Raw genomic sequence first — 15,860 nt, 5'->3', positions numbered from 1 at the left:
ACGGGCACGCGCCGTCATAGACGGGCGAGGATCGTGTGCGTCGCGCCAAAGAACCGCCAGGGCAGGCGGGCGCGGTCGTCCATGTCGAAAACCTGTTTCATGACAGCGCAGATACACTCCTTGCCCGAGTCTCGCAAGGGCGCAGAACAGGCGGCTTGCGCTTGCCGGGCGTCCGGGGCCGGTGCATGGTGGACCGAACGGAGGGCGCATGGAACAAGAGGTCGAAACGCCCGGTTCTGCCGGGGATGTGGTCCAGATCGGGCACGGGTTGTGGGAACGGGCGATGGACTTCGCCGAAAGCCTGCTGCGGCCGTGGAACGCCTATCAGGTTCTGATCGCCGTCGGGTTGCTGATTGCCGCCCATGTCTTTGCCCGGATCATCGAACCCCGCGTGACCGAATGGCTGCGGACCCGCGAAGGCTGGCCCAAGTGGCGGCTGCGGGTGCTTCTGATCGTCCGCAACCGGCTGCGGCTGATCACCTTCGTTCTGCTGATCTGGGTCACCGTCGCGATCATGCGAGAGGTCACCTGGCCCTCGCGGTCCTACCTTTTGGCCATCGTCGCCAACCTTGCGCTGGCATGGCTGGTCGTGGCCTTTGCCACAAGGCTGATTTCCAACTCATTCCTGCGGGCAGTCGTGCGCTATGGGGCCTGGGCCTGGATCACCCTGCGCATCCTGAACCTGACGACCGAGGCGGAACAGGTTCTTGACAGTCTGGCGATCGAAATCGGGGGCATCCGCCTGTCGGTCTGGATGATCCTGCAGGCCGTGATCGTGATCGGCATCCTGTTCTTCGGGGCGCGGGTGTTGTCGCGGACCACCTCGGCCCGGCTGCAAAGCAACACCGACCTGTCCCCGTCGATGCGCGTGCTGACGATCAAATTCGTGCAGCTTGTCCTTTACGGCGCGGCGTTCTTTGTCGGGTTGAAGGCCGTGGGCGTGGATCTGACCGGGCTTGCGGTCCTGTCGGGGGCCATCGGTGTCGGCCTTGGTTTCGGTCTGCAAAAGGTGGTGTCGAACCTTGTGTCCGGCGTCATTCTTCTTCTGGACAAGTCGATCAAGCCCGGCGACGTGATCTCGCTTGGGGAAACCTTCGGCTGGATCAACACGCTGGGCGCGCGCTATGTGTCGATCACCACGCGCGATGGGCGCGAATACCTGATCCCGAACGAAGACCTGATTACCGGGCAGGTGGTGAACTGGTCCCATTCGAACGATTTCGTCCGGCTGGATATCCACTTTGGCACGTCCTACGCCGACAACCCGCATGACGTGCGGCGGATCGCGATTGCGGCGGCGGAAAGCGTCGACCGGGTGCTGACCAGCCAGAAGACCGTCTGCCATATCGTGGGCTTCGGCGACAGCAGCGTCGACTATGTCCTGCGGTTCTGGATCAGAGACCCGACTGGCGGGCTGACCAACATTCGGGGCAATGTCTACCTCGCGCTTTGGGACGCCTTCCAGGAGAACGGGATCTCTATCCCCTTCCCGCAACGCGAAGTGCGGATGCTGGGCGGCGAACAGGTGGCGGCGGCGCAAGATTAAGCGCCCCCACACCGTCAAACGACCGTTACATGCCGACGTTAGGTCAGGCCGGAAGACAACCTTTGACTCTTCGGTAAACTCTCGTCAGCATCGGCTGATAACAACCAATAAGGGGGGCAAATTATGCTCAAGACTCTACTCACCAGCTCTGCCGCTGTCGTGCTGGGCGCGGGTGCGGCGATGGCCGATTATTCGCTGACCATTCTGCACACCAACGATTTTCACGCGCGCTTTGAACCGATTTCGCGGTTCGATTCGGGCTGTTCGGCAGAAGACAACGCCGCCGGGGAATGCTTTGGCGGCACCGCCCGTCTTGTGACCGCGATCGAGGAAGCCCGCGCGCGGTCCAACAACTCGGTCCTGTTTGATGGCGGCGACCAGTTCCAGGGCACGCTGTTTTATACCTACTACAAGGGCGCGATGGCCGCCGAATTCATGAACAAGCTGGGCTATGACGCGATGACCGTGGGCAACCACGAATTCGACGATGGCCCCGAGGTTCTGCGCGGCTTCATGGACAGCGTGAATTTCCCGGTGCTGATGTCCAACGCCGATTTCTCGGGCGAAGAGCTGCTGGCCGACACGCTGCAGAAATCGGTCATCATTGAGCGGGGCGGCGAACGGCTTGGCCTGATCGGCCTGACGCCGCAGGACACCGATGAACTGGCCAGCCCCGGCCCCAACGTGATCTTCACCGATCCGGTCGATGCCGTGCAGGCCGAGGTGGACAAGCTGACCGCCGAAGGGGTGAACAAGATCATCGTCCTGTCCCATTCGGGCTATGCCACCGACATCCGCGTGGCCGAAAACACGACCGGCGTCGATGTGATCGTAGGCGGGCACACCAACACCTATCTGCATTCCGATGACGAAGATGCCGAAGGCCCCTATCCGACCATGGTCGGTGGCACTGCCATCGTGCAGGCCTATGCCTATGGCAAATTCCTGGGCGAGCTGAACGTTACCTTCGATGACGAGGGCAACATCACCGAAGCCTCGGGCGCGCCGATCATCATGGATGGTGCCGTTCACGAGGACGAGGCGACCGTCGCCCGGATCAGCGAACTGGCCGCCCCGCTGGAGGAAGTGCGCAACCGCGTCGTGGCCGAGGCCGCAGCGGCAATCGAAGGCGACCGGTCCTTCTGCCGCGCGGTGGAATGCCAGATGGGCAACCTTGTCGCCGATGCCATGCTCGACCGGGTGGCCGATCAGGGCATCCAGATCGCCATCGCCAACGGCGGCGGGCTTCGCGCCTCTATCGACGCGGGTCCGGTGACCATGGGCGAGGTGCTGACCGTTCTGCCGTTCCAGAACACCCTGTCCACCTTCCAGGTGACCGGCGAAACCGTCGTGGCTGCGCTGGAAAACGGGGTCAGCCAGGTGGAAGAGGGCGCAGGCCGCTTCCCGCAGGTGTCGGGGATCACGTTCACCGTGGACCTGTCCAAGGAACCGGGCAGCCGGGTGTCCGACGTGATGGTCGGCGGGGCACCGATTGATCTGGCCGCGACCTATGGTCTGGTGTCCAACAACTATGTCCGCAACGGCGGGGATGGCTACGGCATGTTCCGCGATGCAATGAACGCCTATGACTTCGGCCCCGATCTGGCCGATGTGACGGCGGAATACCTTGCCGCGAACGCGCCCTATACCCCCTATGTCGACGGGCGGATCAACATCACCGGCAACTGATCCCCGGATCAGGAGTGAAACAGGCCCCCGGCGCGACAGCGGCGGGGGCTTCTTCTTTGAAAGATATCCGAGGGACAAATCCCCGGCCTTTCGCAGAAAGGCCACGCGCCGACCGCCCCCGTCGTGCGAATAGCACGCCACTGGCGTGACGGCGGCGCGTTCCGCGTCACCCGCGGTCGGCTTGCACCCGGAATGGGCGCCGGGCTAATCCTCGGTATGGGTCAGTTGCGGCACGTCCTTCGCCCCGGCGGACCCCCGCCCGGACAGAGACGGGTTTTCCATGAAGAATCGGTGGCAGTTGAAGGCAAAACCAGATTCCGGAACCTCGGCGCGGGTGAACGACCCATCCGGCCCCATCACCCAGCTTTGCGCCACGTCATGCAGGTTCGCGGCCATGATCTGGCTGACGATCTGGGCCTTCACGGTCGCATTGGTGATCTCGACCAGCGTTTCGACACGGCGGTTCAGGTTCCGGCCCATCCAGTCGGCGGACGAAATGAACACCCGCGCCTTCTTCGACGGCAGATCCGAGCCGTTGGCGAAACAGACAATACGGCTGTGTTCAAGGAACCGGCCAACGATGGATTTCACCCGGATGTTTTCCGACAGGCCCTTCACCCCCGGTCGCAAACCGCAGATGCCGCGAACCACAAGGCTGATCTTCACGCCATCCTGACTGGCCGCATAAAGCGCGTCGATCACGTCCTCCTCGATCAGGCTGTTCATCTTGGCCCAGATCACGGCGGGTTTTCCGGCGCGGGCGTTGGCGGCCTCTGCCCGGATCATCTCGATCAACCGGGGCTTCATGCTGATCGGCGAGATCGCGAGGTTTTCCAGCGTATCCGGCTGCGCATAGCCCGACAGATAGTTGAACACCTTCGTCGCATCGCGCCCCAGCGCGGCGTCGCAGGTAAAGAACGACAGGTCGGTGTAAATGCGGGCGGTGATCGGGTGATAGTTGCCGGTGCCGTAATGGGTATAGGTCACCAACTGGTCGCCCTCGCGCCGGACCACGGTGCTGATCTTGGCGTGGGTCTTGTATTGGGTGAACCCATAGACGACATGCGCCCCGGCCCGTTCCAGCCGCCGGGACTGGCGAATGTTGGCGGCCTCGTCGAACCGGGCCTTCAACTCGACCAGCGCGGTGACGGATTTGCCGTCCTCCGCCGCTTCGCACAGGGCATCGACGATGGGCGAATTTTTCGACGTCCGGTAGAGCGTCTGCTTGATCGCCACCACATCCGGGTCGCGGGCCGCCTGATGCAGGAACCGGATCACCATGTCGAAGGTTTCATAGGGATGGTGCAGCAGCATGTCCTTCTGGCGGATCGCCGCGAACATGTCGCCATCGTGGTCCTGCACCCGTTCAGGCACGCGTGGCGCATAAGGCGGCCACAGAAGGTCGGGCCGGTCGTCCAGAACCAGTTCTTTCAGATCCGCCAGCCCGATCAGCCCGTCTACCTCGACAACCTCTTCCTCGGTGACCGGCAGTTCTTCCATGATCATGGACTTCAGGGCGGGCGGCGCATCGGCGGACAGTTTCATCCGCACCACCTCGCCCCGGCGGCGACGCTTCAGCGCCACTTCAAACTCGCGGACAAGGTCCTCGGCCTCGTCCTCGACCTCCAGATCACTGTCGCGAAGAACGCGGAAGGCGCAATGGCCCTTCACCTTGTAGCCCGGGAACAACTGGCCCAGATGCAGCAGAAGCAGTTCTTCCAGCGGCAGGAACCTATGCCCGCCCTCTGTCGGCAGGGCGACGAAGCGGTCGATCTGCTGTGGCACCGGCAACAGCGCGCGCAGGGGGCGCTTGTCGGCGCTGCGTTCCAGTTGCAGGGCCAACGCGAACCCTTCGTTCGGGATAAAGGGGAAGGGGTGCGCCGGGTCCACGGCCAGCGGCGACAGGACCGGGAAGACGCGGCTCAGGAACACCTCGTCCAGATGGGCCAGATCATCCTTTGACAGGTCGTCGCGCGACAGGAGGGTGATCCGCTCTGCGCGCATTTCATCCATCAGGGACCGGAACACCTGCTGCTGACGCCCCAGCAGGCGGCGGGCATCATGGTCGATCAGGATCAGCTGTTCCGCCGGTGTAAGCCCGTCCAGCGCGGGCGTGGTATTGCCCGCATGGGCCAGTTCCCGCAGACCCGCGACCCGGACGGTATAGAACTCGTCCAGATTGGTGGCCGAAATCGACAGGAACCGCAGCCGTTCCAGAAGTGGCACGCGCAGGTTCTCCGCCTCTTCCAGCACTCGCCAGTTGAACCCAAGCCACGACATTTCACGGTTGTAGAACCGCGACGGTCCGGTCTTGTCGATGTCCATCTCTACCGGGTCGGGAAAGGGTGCTTCTAGGAAATCTGCATAGGTCATGCGCGGGGTCTGGCCCAAAACTGTGACAGGGGTATGACCCATTTCATCCGGCATCGGGGGTATTGTCCAGAACCTCGCGCGCCAGCGCCTCGTTCACCTTGCGGGACCGGGCCAGCGCGGCGCGGTCAATCCGGTCCACCACATCGGCGGCGGCGGCAAAGGATCGTTCGATCCGCGCTGCCAGATAGGTGGCCAACCCCGGAGAGGGGGCGATCTGGCGATCCTGAAACTGCTTCATGATCACCGCCGACAAGAGCCTGTCATCGGGGTCGTCGATGGTGACAAGGTTGGTGGCCTGCATCCGGCTGGCCAGATCGGGCAGGGCGATCTGCCAGCGCGCCGGGGCCCGGTCAGAGGTCAGCAACAACCGCCCCCGGCCCTTTAACGCGTTGTGCAAGTGGAACAGCCATTCCTCGGCCTCGGGGGACAGTCGTTCAACATCCTCGATCACGACGGCGCGGGCCTCTGGCAGCGGGCTCGCGGGCGTCAGATCGGCGGCGTTCAGGATCATCGCCGCATTGGCTTGGGCAAAGACGCGGGCCAGATGGGTCTTGCCCGACCCCTTCGGCCCGACCACGGCCAGCTTCCCCTCGGGCCAGCTGTCGGGCGCGGTGACGGTGGCAAAGGCGCGGGCATTGGCCTCGGACACGAAAAAGTCCTCACGCCCCAGCGCCACCCGCGCCGGCCAATCGAAACTCAGTTGTTCGGACATCACTCGCCGGACTTTCCCGACAGGCCCTTGTACAGGCGGCCGTTCTTGTATTCGGCGATGAAGAACCGGGCGACGACGCCCAGCATCGCCGCGACCGGCACCGCCACCAGCATCCCGACAAAGCCAAACAGCGACCCGAAGACCGACAGCGCGAACAAGAGCCAGACCGGGTGCAGCCCTACGGAAGAGCCCACAAGTTTCGGCGTCAGCACGTTGCCTTCAAGGAACTGACCCAACCCGAAAATCCCCGCGACGATCCCGATCCGGATCCAGTCTGTCGTGTAGCGGATGGTGTCGCCGTCGGCCACTTCGACCACGCCCCAGTATTGAAACAGGGCCAGCCCGATCGCCAGCGCCCCGCCGACCAGCGCGCCGACATAGGGGATAAAGGTGATCAGCCCGGCGATGAACCCGACCACAAGGCCGAAATTCAACCCCACGATCATCAGCGCCACGGCGTAATAGGTGCCCAGAACCAGACAGACGGTGCCCTGACCCCGGATGAAACTGGCCAGCGTGCGGTCGATGTCATGGGCGATCTGGCGGATGGTGGGGGCATGGTCGCGCGGCAGAAGATCGTCGATCTTCGCGGTCATGTTGTCCCAATCCAGCAACAGGTAAAAGGCCACCACCGGCACCACGACCAGCAGAACCAGCATGTTGATCAGCGACAGGGCCGACGACAGGATGCCGTTGAACAGGTCGCCGCCCTTGGACTGGATCGCCTCGCCGATGGCAATCAACTGCTGGCGCACCGTCGATTCCTCGTCCAGCACTTGCGGGAACCGCTCGGTCAGCCAGTTTTGCAGGTTCTGGAACAATTCGGGCGCGGTGTTGATCAACTGCGCGGTCTGTTGGATCAGGGTCGGGATGACCGCAAGGAACATCACCACGAACACCAGCGCCGCGATCAGGGTGATCAGGGCGACCGACGTGGCCCGGCTCAGGCCCTTCTTTTCAAACCAGTCGGCGATGGGATCAAGGCAATAGGCAATCGCGCCCCCCAGCACGAAGGGCAGGATCACATCGCCCAGAAACCACAGGACGGCAACAAAGACCGCCGTGGCGATACTCCAGTATTTAATCTGGCTTTGAACGGGCAGGGCCATGGATACTCCGATACGCTTTGGGTCATTTCACCCCCAATGGGGCGAATTTCAACCCCCGGGCGCGTCAACCGCCCGCAGGACCGAGGCGATTTCGCCCCGCATCCAGCGGTGGGCGGGCGAATGAGATGACCGTTTGTGCCAGACCAGAGACAGATCCACCATCGGCACCTGCATGGGCGCGGCATAGGTGTCCAGCCCGGCCTTTTCACAGACCCGCGCGGCCAGTTGATGCGGCAAAAGGGCCAGAAGATCGCTTTCGCTGACCGTGCGCCATACCCCGGACATCACGGGTAGGGTCATGGCGATGTGGCGGCTGCGTCCCACCCGGTCCAGCGCGGCATCGCCCAGCCCCTTGCGGTGGCCTTCGGGCGAAAACAGCACATGGGACAGGTCGCAGTATAGGTCGATGGGGATCGTCTGTCCCGGTTCGATCCCGGCCCGCGCCAGCCGCGGATGCCCCTTGCGTGCGATCACGACGAACCCGGACCGCATGACGATCTGATCCTCGGCCCAGGGCGGGAAGGGGTGGCGCGGCACCAGCGCGAAATCGAGGCTGGGGTCCAGCAGCGGGTCGATGGTCACGTCGGGGGTGATGTCAACCTGCTGCACCCCGACCCCCGGCGCGATCCGCGACAGGCGGTCCGCCAGCGCGGGCATCAGCATCTCGGTAAAGAAATCGCTGCCCGAGATACGGAAACTGCGCGCGGCCGTGGCCGGGTCGAACGGCTGCACGGTCAGCGCCTCGGTCAACTGCCCCATGATCGACTGCAACTGGGGGGCAAGGGCGCGGGCGAATTCTGTCGGCTCCAGCCCGGCGCCGACCCGCACGAACAGCGGATCGTTCAGCGCACCCCGCAATCGCCCCAGCGCGGCCGAAACCGCCGGCTGCGACAGGCCCACGCGCGTCGCGGCCCGAACGGTAGAGTTTTCCGCCAGCAGCGCATCAAGCACCTTCAGCAGGTTCAGGTCGAACGAGGCTAAATTCATGATGTGGATATTATCTATACAATCAATTCGTTTCAAAGATTTTGTTGGTCATGTCAGAGTCCACTCATCGGGTCCGGATGGGGTGGCCCGATCCCGACAACCAAAGCCCGCCACGCCCGCCGATCCATTCGGCGACCGGCCCCGGCTTGCCCAAGGAAAGGAACGACAATGCTGGACAATCCGCTTGGCCCCGGCACCATCGACTGGAACGGGACGCTTTACAAAACGGTGCTGACACTGGCCGACAGCCAGGGCGCGATGACGATTACCGACAGCGTCTCGCCGCCCAAGTCCGGGCCACCGATGCACATCCACCACGGCGAGGACGAGGCGTTCTTCATCCTCTCGGGTGAGGTCGAGTTCAGCGTCGGCGGCACCCGCCTGCGCAAAGGCCCGGGCGAGGCCGCTTTTGTGCCGCGCGGGGTGGAACATACCTTCACCGTCGTCGGCGACAAACCTTGCCGCCATCTTGTCATCCTGACCCCCGGCGGCTTCGAAGGGTTCTTTGCCGAAATGGCCGAAGGTCAATTTCGCATTCCCGAAGACATGGAACAGGTGCAATCTTCGGCAAAAAGGCATAGTCTTGAATTTACCGGGCCGCCGATTTCGCCCGAGTTGTGATCCGCGCCGCGCCGCGTGATCTGTGCCAGTGGCTCTGGTTTTCCTTCAAAAGCAAACAATGGGGACAATGATGAAGGGTATCGCATTTCTGTTTTTCCTGACCGCCGTTCTGTGCGTGTCCATCGGCATGGGCTGGGGCATCCAGATGTCCGCGTCGCAGGATCATTCGCTTTATGGGGCACATGCCCACCTGAACCTTGTCGGCTGGGCGACGATGGGGCTGTTCGGCCTTTACTATGCGGTGACGCCGCAGGCCGCGCAGGGGGTCTTGCCGAAGATCCACTATGCGCTGGCGCTGTCGGGGGTTGTCCTGATGGTGATCGGGATCGTGATGGTGCTGACCGAACGCAGCGAAATGCCGGTGGTGATCGGGTCGTTCCTGACCATCGGGTCGATGCTGGTGTTCCTCTATACCGTGTTCCGGCACGGGATCGGCCGGGCCGCCTGACCTCTCCGTTTTGAACCGGGGGCCGCCTGCGCATGCGGGCGGCCCTTGCCTTTTGCGCGGGCGCACGTCTAAACCCGGAACGACAGTAACTTCCGCCGCCCGGAGTCCCAGATGCGCCTCAGCCGCTACTTCCTTCCCGTTCTCAAGGAGAACCCCGCCGAAGCCCAGATCGTGTCGCACCGCTACATGCTGCGCGCGGGCATGATCAAGCAGGCAAGCGCCGGGATCTATTCCTGGCTGCCGCTGGGCTTCAAGGTTCTGCGCAAGCTGGAAAACATCGTGCACGAGGAACAGGTCCGCGCGGGCCACATTCCCATGCTGATGCCGACCCTGCAATCGGCCGACCTGTGGCGCGAAAGCGGCCGCTATGACGATTACGGCGAAGAGATGCTGCGCATCACCGACCGGCACAAGCGCGACATGCTGTATGGCCCGACCAACGAAGAGCTGATCACCGATATCTTCCGGTCGCATGTGGGCAGCTACAAGGATCTGCCGCTGACGCTCTATCACATCCAGTGGAAGTTCCGGGACGAGATCCGCCCGCGCTTTGGCGTGATGCGGGGCCGTGAGTTCCTGATGAAGGACGGCTACAACTTTGACCTGACCAAGGAAGACGCGCTGCACGCCTATAACCGTCACCTTGTCAGCTACCTTCGAACCTACGAACGCATGGGCCTTCAAGCGATCCCGATGCGGGCCGACGGCGGCCCGATTGGTGGCGACTATACCCACGAATTTCTTGTGCTGGCCGAAACCGGCGAATCCGAGGTCTTCTATGACAGCGAGATTACCGACCTGAAATTCGGTGATCGCCAGATCGACTATAACAACGTCGAACAGTGCCAGGCCGTGCTGAAGGAATTCACCAGCCGCTATGCCCGCACCGACGAAACCCATGACGAGGCGCTGTTCAACCAGATCCCCGAGGATCGCCGTCGCGTGGCCCGCGGGATCGAGGTTGGCCAGATCTTCTATTTCGGGACTAAGTATTCCGAGCCGATGGGCGCCACCGTCGTCAATGACAAGGGCGAACGGGTGCCGGTCCACATGGGGTCGCACGGGATTGGCGTCAGCCGCCTGATCGGCGCGATCATCGAGGCGAGCCACGACGACAAGGGCATCATCTGGCCCGAAGGCGTGACGCCTTTCCACTGTGGCATCGTGAACCTCAAGCAGGGCGACGAAGAGGCCGATGCGGCCTGCGAGGCGATCTATGACAGCCTGACCGCGCTGGGGCTGGAGCCGCTCTATGACGACCGCAACGAACGGGCCGGGGGCAAGTTCGCCAGCATGGACCTGATCGGCCTGCCGTGGCGGATCACCGTCGGGCCGCGCGGGCTGAAGAACGGGGTGGTCGAACTGACCAGCCGCCGCACCGGCGAGAGCGAGGAACTGCCGCCCGAACAGGCGATTGCCAAGATCGCCGCCATCTACGGGCTGGCGCAGGGCTAGCGGATAAGGGGCGGGTCGAAAGGTCCGCCCCAGTTCGTTTCGGACGGGGAGATTGGCACGTTGAAAACGGTCACCGCAGGGGTTCTGGAGGTTGCCTATCTGGAAACCGGACCAGCCGATGGGCCGACGGTGATCCTGCTGCACGGGTTTCCCTATGACGTGCATTGCTACGACGATGTGGCCGCCTTGCTGGCGGCGCGTGGGGTTCGCTGCATCGTGCCCTGGCTGCGGGGCTATGGCCCGACGCGGTTCCTGTCCGCCGATACCATGCGGTCCGGCCAGCAGGCGGCGCTGGGCGTTGATCTTCTCGCCTTCATGGATGCGCTGAACGTCCCCACTGCCTGTCTGGCGGGCTATGACTGGGGCGGGCGTGCCGCCTGTATTGTCGCCGCACTTTGGCCCGAGCGGGTGCGCGGGCTGGTCAGTTGTGGGCAGGGCTACAACATCCAGAACATTCCCGCCGCCGCCCATCCGGCCCCGGCGGTGGAAGAAGCCCGCTACTGGTATCAATACTATTTCCACACCGACCGGGGGCGCGCCGCCCTGACCGACAACCGCGAAGATCTGTTTCGGCATATCTGGACGCTCTGGTCGCCCGATTGGCGGTTCGATGATGCCACGTGGTCCGCGACCGCCCCATCCTTTGACAATCCCGATTTCGTCGATGTGGTGGTGCATTCCTACCGGCACCGGTTCGGCGTTGTCGCGGGCGATCCGGCCTATGACGGGGTCGAGGCGCAACTGGCCGCCCAGCCGAAAATCACGGTGCCGACCGTCGTCCTGCAAGGGGCCAGCGACGGGGTCGACCCGCCCACACAGACAGACCGCGCCCGCCCGCAGTTCACCGGGCCCTATGACCGGCGCGTTCTGGGCGGGGTCGGGCACAACCCACCGCAGGAAGCGCCAGAGGCCTGTGCCGAGGCCGTGCTGGCCGTGATGGAAATGTAGTTCTGGGGACCGCCAGCCATTTTGTGCCTGATTGCAAGGCATCAATAGCCCAGGTTTCCGCCAGCCGGTCCCGGGCCCTCGCGATGCGGCAATATCCGCAATTGTCCCGTTCCCAATGCCCGCGCCCCATGCTACGCCCCTGCCCATGTGGGATATCCTTCTTCAGACCCTTCCCTTTTTCGCCCTGATCGCGCTTGGCTTTGGCGCGGGCCGGACCGGGTTTTTCACGCCCGAGGCGACGGCCTATCTGACGCGCTTTGTCTTCTATTTCGCGCTGTCGGCGATGCTTTTGAAATTCTCGGCCAACCTGTCGCTGTCCGAAATCCTCGATTGGCCCTTTGTCGGGGCCTATTTGACCGCGACGGTGGCCATCTACCTTGTTGCCACCGCAGTGGCCCTGATCCGCAAGCGCGGGATCGAGGAAGCGGCGGTCGAGGCGCAATGCGCGGTGATCGGCAATGTCGGCTTTCTTGGTATCCCGATGCTGGTACTGCTTCTCGGGCAGAATGCCATCGGGCCGATCATGCTGGTGCTGGCGGTCGATCTGATCGTGTTTTCCTCGCTGATCGTGATCCTGATCACCGGGTCGCGCGACGGGCGGGTCAGCCCGGCGGTTCTGAAAACCGTGGGGCTGGGCCTTTTGAAAAACCCGATGATCGTGTCGATCGTCGTGGGGCTGTCAGTTTCCGCCACGGGGATGACCATCCCGACCCCGGTGAACGATTTCCTGACCATCCTTGGCGCGGCGGCGACGCCGGGCGCGTTGTTCGCCATCGGCGCGTCTTTGGCGTCCAAATCGGCGGAGCGGCTGGCCGTGGCGGGCTGGCTGTCGGCGTCCAAACTGGTGCTGCATCCCGCCGCCGTGGCCTTTGCCGCGCTGGTGCTGTTCGACGTGGAGCCCTATGCTGCCGGGGTGATGATTTCCGCCGCTGCCCTGCCGGTCGCGGGCAATGTCTACATCCTTGCGCAGCATTATGGCGTGGCCCCACAGCGGGTGTCCGCCTCGATCCTCATTTCGACGGCGCTCAGCGTCCTTACAGTGTCGGCTGTGATCGCCTGGGTCCAGCCCTTCATGGGCTAGGCTGGCGCAAACCTCCAACCGTGGGAGACGACCATGAAAACGATTTCTGAGAACCGGTGCTTTGGCGGGGTGCAAGGGGTCTATACCCATGCCTCTGGCGCGACCGGGACCGACATGACCTTTGGCCTGTTCCTGCCGGAAGAGGCCGCATTCGGGCCGGTGCCCGTGTTGTGGTATTTGTCCGGGCTGACCTGCACCCATGAAAACGCCATGGTGAAGGCTGGCGCACAGGGCTGGGCCGCGGAACATGGCATCGCGCTGGTCTTTCCCGATACCAGCCCGCGCGGCGAAGGCGTGGCCGATGACGAAGCCTATGATCTGGGGCAGGGGGCCGGGTTCTATATCGACGCGACCGAGGAACCCTGGGCCCCGCATTTCAAGATGTGGACCTATGTGGCCGAGGAGCTGCCCCGGATCGTCACCGCGAATTTCGCCGTGGACGAAGACCGGCAGGCGATCACCGGCCATTCGATGGGCGGGCACGGGGCGCTGACCCTTGCCATGGCCCTGCCGGGGCGGTTCCGGTCGGTGTCGGCCTTTGCACCGATCTGCAACCCGACGAACAGCGACTGGGGCCGCAAGCAATTCGCGGCCTATTGGGGCGACGAAAGCAAATGGGGGCCGCATGACGCGACGCTTCTGATGCAGGGGCCGGGGTTTGACGGGCCGATCCTGATCGACACCGGCACCGACGACCAGTTCGGTGACAAGCTGGGCACCGAAGCCTTCGCCGCCGCCTGCGCCGCCCGGCGGCAAGAGGCGACGATCCGGCTCCAGAAGGGCTATGACCACAGCTATTTCTTTGTTTCGACCTTCATGGAAGATCACATGGCCTTCCATGCGGATGCACTTTACGGGGGATAACCCATGTCCAACCATTATGACCTGATCATCATCGGTTCCGGCCCCGCGGGCCGGGCCGCCGCCATTCAGGCGGGCAAGCTGAAGCGGCGGGTGCTGGTGGTGGACCGCAAGGACCGGCTGGGCGGGGTATCGGTGCACACCGGCACGATCCCGTCCAAGACCCTGCGCGAAACCGTGCTGAACCTGTCCGGGTGGCGGGAACGGTCGTTCTATGGCCGCAGCTACCGGGTGAAGGACAAGATCGACGCGGGCGACCTGAAGGCGCGGCTGCACATGACGCTGGATCACGAGGTCGACGTGATCGAACACCAGTTCAACCGCAACCACGTCGAAGACCTGAACGGGGTGGCCAGCTTTACCGGCCCGAACGAGATCGAGGTCGCGGTGGACGGCGGCGAGGTGCAGCGGCTGACCGCCGACAAATTCCTGATCTGCACCGGGACCAAGACCTTTCGCCCCGACTGGGTGCCCTTCAACGGCAAGACGGTGCTGGACAGCGACGAATTCCTGGAGATGGGGGAAATCCCCCGGTCGCTGATCGTTGTTGGCGCAGGCGTGATCGGGGTGGAGTACGCCTCGATGTTTGCCACGCTGGACGTGCGGGTGACGCTGATCGAACCGCGCGAAAGCTTTCTTGATTTCATCGACCGGTTCACCATCGATGAATTCACCCACGAGATCCGGGAAAACGGGCTGGACCTGCGGCTGGGATCGCCCATCGCCAAGGTCGAGGACATGGGCGAACACGTCGAGGTCAGCCTTGAAAACGGCCGCCATGTCCGGGCCGAGATGCTGCTTTTCGCCGCCGGGCGGATGGGGGCGACCGCCAGGCTGAACCTTGACGCTGTGGGGATCGAGACCGACCACCGGGGCCGGATCAGCGTGGACCGGAAGACCTATCAGACCTCGGTGCCGCATATCTATGCGGCGGGCGATGTGATCGGGCACCCCTCGCTGGCCTCGACCTCGCTCCAGCAGGGGCGGGTCGCGGCCTGTCACGCGCTGGACACGCCGACCCTGCCCGAAAGCCCGTGGTTCCCCTACGGCATCTATTCCGTGCCCGAAATTTCCACCTGCGGCATGTCCGAGGAAGAGGTGCAGGAACGCGGCATCCCCTATGAGATCGGGGTCGGGCGGTTCCGCGAAACCTCGCGCGGGCATATCATGGGGCTGGAACATGGGTTCGTGAAAATGCTGGTCAGCCTGAAGACCCGCCGCCTGTTGGGCGTTCAGATCGTGGGCGAGGGCGCGACCGAGCTGATCCACATCGCACAGGCGGTTCTGAACCTGAAAGGGACGGTGGATTACTTCGTCGAAAACACCTTCAACTACCCGACCCTGGCAGAGGCCTACCGGATCGCGGGGCTGGATGCCTTCAACCGGATGCCGATCCCCGAGGAATACAAGGTGAAGGGCAAGGCCAAGGGAAAGTCCAAGGGATGATCTACGTCGACGCCGATGCCTGCCCGGTCAAGGCCGAGGTCGAACGGGTAGGCACCCGGCATGGGGTGAAGATGTTCATCGTCTCGAATGGCGGGCTGCGCCCGTCGGCCAATCCGCTGGTGGAAACGGTGATCGTCCCCGAAGGGCCGGACGTGGCCGATATGTGGATCGCCGACCGGGCCGGGCCGGGGGATGTGGTGGTAACGAGTGATATCCCGCTGGCCGCAAGATGCGTCGAGGCCGGGGCAAAGGTGCTGAAACACAACGGCGAGGCACTGACCCAGGCGAACGTGCGCGAGGCGCTGGCCATGCGCGACCTGATGGCCGACCTGCGCGCCGCCGACCCCTTCCGGCAAGGCGGCGGCAAAGGGTTCACCAAGGCCGACCGGTCCCGGTTCCTTGACGCGCTGGAACGGCTGCTGCGGATGGTGGGTTGAAACCCACCTTACGGTTCGGGGGCGCTGCCCCTCTGGCCCGTTCCGGGCCATTCACCCCGGGAAACTTTTGACCCAAAGAAGCTGGCTGGACTCAGCGTCCATTCTTCTTTGGGTTTCAAATATCCTCGGGGGGTCCGGGGGGCGAAG

14 protein-coding genes are annotated in these 15,860 nt (G+C 63.6%); 10 read left to right on the top strand and 4 right to left on the bottom strand.

The genetic code is table 11. The features are described 5' to 3' along the window. Positions 1-208 precede the first annotated feature (208 nt). Together EU803_RS14305 and EU803_RS14300 are read left to right on the top strand one after the other, a co-directional pair. Positions 209-1,546 (top strand): mechanosensitive ion channel domain-containing protein, encoded by a 1,338-nt coding sequence (locus EU803_RS14305; protein ID WP_129684023.1) that lies wholly within the window; start codon positions 209-211, stop codon positions 1,544-1,546. A 123-nt stretch (positions 1,547-1,669) separates the two neighbouring features. Continuing rightward, positions 1,670-3,235 (top strand): bifunctional metallophosphatase/5'-nucleotidase, encoded by a 1,566-nt coding sequence (locus EU803_RS14300; RefSeq protein ID WP_129684021.1) that lies wholly within the window; start codon positions 1,670-1,672, stop codon positions 3,233-3,235. A gap of 204 nt (positions 3,236-3,439) precedes the next feature. Here the strand turns inward: EU803_RS14300 and EU803_RS14295 are convergent, their stop codons facing one another. From EU803_RS14295 to EU803_RS14280, 4 genes are read right to left on the bottom strand one after another with little or no spacing between them, the layout of a single operon-like run. Continuing rightward, entirely contained in the window at positions 3,440-5,608 is a 2,169-nt protein-coding gene (locus tag EU803_RS14295) for an RNA degradosome polyphosphate kinase (RefSeq protein ID WP_129684019.1), read from the bottom strand. A gap of 43 nt (positions 5,609-5,651) precedes the next feature. Next, a complete protein-coding gene (locus tag EU803_RS14290) occupies positions 5,652-6,320 on the bottom strand; it encodes a DnaA/Hda family protein (RefSeq protein WP_129684017.1) in 669 nt (222 codons plus the stop codon). Continuing rightward, positions 6,320-7,429, bottom strand: coding sequence for an AI-2E family transporter (locus EU803_RS14285; RefSeq protein ID WP_129684015.1), 1,110 nt, complete (start codon positions 7,427-7,429; stop codon positions 6,320-6,322). The genes EU803_RS14290 and EU803_RS14285 overlap by 1 nt, the downstream gene beginning before the upstream one ends. Before the next feature lie 48 nt (positions 7,430-7,477). Further along, complete coding sequence (locus tag EU803_RS14280; protein WP_129684013.1) at positions 7,478-8,416, bottom strand: LysR family transcriptional regulator; 939 nt, start codon at positions 8,414-8,416, stop codon at positions 7,478-7,480. Between the two features lie 168 nt (positions 8,417-8,584). On the opposite strand from EU803_RS14280, the gene EU803_RS14275 reads away from it, so the two are divergent. From EU803_RS14275 to EU803_RS14240, 8 genes are all read left to right on the top strand, one after another. Next, positions 8,585-9,037: a cupin domain-containing protein gene (locus EU803_RS14275; RefSeq protein ID WP_129684011.1), complete on the top strand. Its 453-nt coding sequence runs from the start codon at positions 8,585-8,587 to the stop codon at positions 9,035-9,037. Between the two features lie 70 nt (positions 9,038-9,107). Beyond that, a complete protein-coding gene (locus EU803_RS14270) occupies positions 9,108-9,485 on the top strand; it encodes a hypothetical protein (RefSeq protein WP_129684009.1) in 378 nt (125 codons plus the stop codon). 111 nt (positions 9,486-9,596) lie between these two features. Further along, positions 9,597-10,940 carry a proline--tRNA ligase gene (gene proS, locus EU803_RS14265; protein WP_129684007.1) on the top strand — a complete coding sequence of 448 codons (1,344 nt, stop codon included), beginning with the start codon at positions 9,597-9,599 and terminating at the stop codon, positions 10,938-10,940. Between the two features lie 60 nt (positions 10,941-11,000). Continuing rightward, a complete protein-coding gene (locus EU803_RS14260; RefSeq protein WP_129684005.1) occupies positions 11,001-11,888 on the top strand; it encodes an alpha/beta hydrolase in 888 nt (295 codons plus the stop codon). Between the two features lie 145 nt (positions 11,889-12,033). Continuing rightward, positions 12,034-12,969, top strand: a complete 936-nt coding sequence (locus tag EU803_RS14255; protein ID WP_129684003.1) for an AEC family transporter — start codon at positions 12,034-12,036, stop codon at positions 12,967-12,969. Between the two features lie 33 nt (positions 12,970-13,002). Next, positions 13,003-13,833 (top strand): S-formylglutathione hydrolase, encoded by an 831-nt coding sequence (gene fghA, locus EU803_RS14250; protein ID WP_129684001.1) that lies wholly within the window; start codon positions 13,003-13,005, stop codon positions 13,831-13,833. Between the two features lie 3 nt (positions 13,834-13,836). Next, positions 13,837-15,276, top strand: a complete 1,440-nt coding sequence (sthA, locus tag EU803_RS14245) for a Si-specific NAD(P)(+) transhydrogenase (protein ID WP_129683999.1) — start codon at positions 13,837-13,839, stop codon at positions 15,274-15,276. Beyond that, complete coding sequence (locus tag EU803_RS14240) at positions 15,273-15,713, top strand: YaiI/YqxD family protein (protein WP_129683997.1); 441 nt, start codon at positions 15,273-15,275, stop codon at positions 15,711-15,713. The genes sthA and EU803_RS14240 overlap by 4 nt, the downstream gene beginning before the upstream one ends. Positions 15,714-15,860 lie beyond the last annotated feature (147 nt).

The organism is Loktanella sp. IMCC34160, assembly GCF_004145845.1.
Taxonomy (GTDB): Bacteria; Pseudomonadota; Alphaproteobacteria; order Rhodobacterales; family Rhodobacteraceae; genus SELP01.
Note: the sequence above shows the minus strand (reverse complement) of the source record. Positions and strands in the feature narration are given on the sequence as shown.